General features: G+C 52.1%; 1 protein-coding gene. It reads right to left on the bottom strand.

The window, feature by feature from the left end; translation table 11 throughout:
- Nucleotides 1-8: 8 nt before the first annotated feature.
- Nucleotides 9-1222 (bottom strand): IS3-like element ISEc31 family transposase gene (locus ACJHYR_RS27750; RefSeq protein WP_085949589.1). Its coding sequence is split into 2 segments (ribosomal slippage): nucleotides 9-928 and nucleotides 928-1222, totalling 1215 coding nucleotides; the frame shifts between segments, so codons are not numbered across the junction.
- Nucleotides 1223-1258 lie beyond the last annotated feature (36 nt).

The raw sequence follows: 1258 nt of genomic DNA, 5'->3' as shown, positions 1-1258 counted from the left end.
TGTAGTGGTCAAGTAATACTGGCCACGGTTTTACAGTAAAAATGGTATCTGTTCTCTGACTCTTCCGGCGTCAGCCCTCCGTTATAATGGTGAGGCCTGACGCTATTGTAATAATTCAGAATATAACTGCTGATTTGCTGCCGGGCCACGTCTTTGCCTGTGTAGCCATCGGTTGGCACCCATTCTGTTTTCAGACTGCGGAAGAAGCGTTCCATTGGACTGTTATCCCAGCAGTTTCCCCGTCGGCTGACACTTTGCTTTATCCTGTAACGCCAGAGAAGTTGTTGATATTTCAGTCCTGTATATTGACTTCCCTGGTCGCTATGGAACATGACGTCCCGCGGCTGACCACGCACCTCATACGCCATCCGCAGGGCACTGCTTATCAGGGCAGTATCGGCATTCGCTGACAGGCTCCAGCCGATAACCCTGCGGGCAAAAAGATCCATGACGACCGCCAGATAGCACCAGCGATTTCCTGCCCAGATATACGTAATATCTCCGCACCATACCCTATCTGGCTCGGGCACAGCGAACTGGCGCTCAAGCAGATTCGGCAGACAGGTATGTTCCTGACGAGCATTTTTGTACTGATGTTTTCCGGGCTGACAACTGCTCAGGTTCAGATATTTCATCAGACGCCCGGCACGGTAACGGCTCATCGGGACGCCGTTTTGGGTCAGCATTTCAGCCAGCGTGCGCGCCCCCGCAGAGCCCCTACTTTGGTTCCACGCCCGGCGTATTTCGCTGCACAACCTGACTCGCGCCGGATTAACCGTATCGCGTCGTTTTCGCCAGTACCGGTAACTGCTGCGGTGTATTTCCAGAGCAGAACAGAGGCTGACAACTGAGTGGCTGTCACTCAGTCTGGCAACTATCGTGAACCGTTCAGCGAGTCGGACATCAAGAGCGCGGTAGCCTTTTTTAATATCGTATTTTGTTCCTCCAGGCGGCGAACCTGCTTTTCCAGTTCGCGGATACGTTGCTGGTCTGGAGTAATAGGTGTGGCAGAGGGCGCAATCCCCTGACGCTCTCGCCTGAGCTGGCGCACCCAACTCTCAAGCGTGGTAGAACCGACATTCATCGCTTCACTGGCTTGTCGATATGAGTAGCCCTTATCAACAATTAGCTGTGCACATTCCAGCCTGAATTCAGGGGTGAAAGTACGTTTGGTTTTCTTGTTCATTAAGTCACCTGTTTTGTGTTGTGGTGAGGATATCACCTTTAATCAGGTGGCCAAATTTACTGTGCCACTACA

Origin of the sequence: Escherichia sp. WS1450 (assembly GCF_046487395.1) — a bacterium.
In the GTDB taxonomy this organism is placed as follows: domain Bacteria; phylum Pseudomonadota; class Gammaproteobacteria; order Enterobacterales; family Enterobacteriaceae; genus Escherichia; species Escherichia coli.
The sequence above is the reverse complement of the archived record's forward strand: the minus strand, read 5'-3'. Positions and strand labels throughout refer to the sequence as shown.